1 pseudogene is annotated in these 609 nt (G+C 43.7%); it reads right to left on the bottom strand.

Going from position 1 to position 609, the window contains the following annotated elements:
* Positions 1 to 609, bottom strand: a pseudogene (locus tag AC805_RS26460) (transcription-repair coupling factor); the annotation flags it as partial.

Raw genomic sequence — 609 nt, 5'->3', positions numbered from 1 at the left:
AGTAATGTGGCTTTGTGAGCAGAAACAAACTCATGCAAATCGACAGGGGCGATCGCGATGCTGGATAGGTCAGTGAAGCTTTTGGGATTATTGGGGTCAAACTCTCTGATTTTTTCGACAGTGCCACGATTGCAGCTTAGGCGAACGGGTAGATTTCGATTAATTGGAAACACTTCAAAACTAAATCCTTTGTGGCTCCATTGTTTTAATTCTTTTACTTCTTTGACTTCTTCATATCCTAATCTTGCCAAAGCAGAAGCTAGTAATTTAACCGATTGCGAATCACCGATATTGAGATAGATGCTATGTTTTTGGAATACTTGAGTGGATGGTAGATGGGGCTGGAGCGCGTTAATGGTAGTAGCGATCGCTAAGTTAGGCTGTGGTTTGGCAATCAATTCCGCTAATAACTCAATCCTTGCCCAAGCAGTTTCTAAATCGATTTGGGCTGATTCGTAGGGAAATGTATCAAGGGGTTGATATAGATAGACGCGCCATGACATTGACTGGAGTTGTAAAGCCCATCGGGTTGCTTCTTCGACGGTGGCGGTGACGATGAGTAAGGGTTTGGTTTGTTGTTGGCATAGGTGGGTGCTAATCAGTCCTTTG

Origin of the sequence: Pseudanabaena sp. 'Roaring Creek' (genome assembly GCF_001402795.1) — a bacterium.
Classification (GTDB): domain Bacteria; phylum Cyanobacteriota; class Cyanobacteriia; order Pseudanabaenales; family Pseudanabaenaceae; genus Pseudanabaena.
This window is presented reverse-complemented; position numbering and strand designations above follow the sequence as displayed.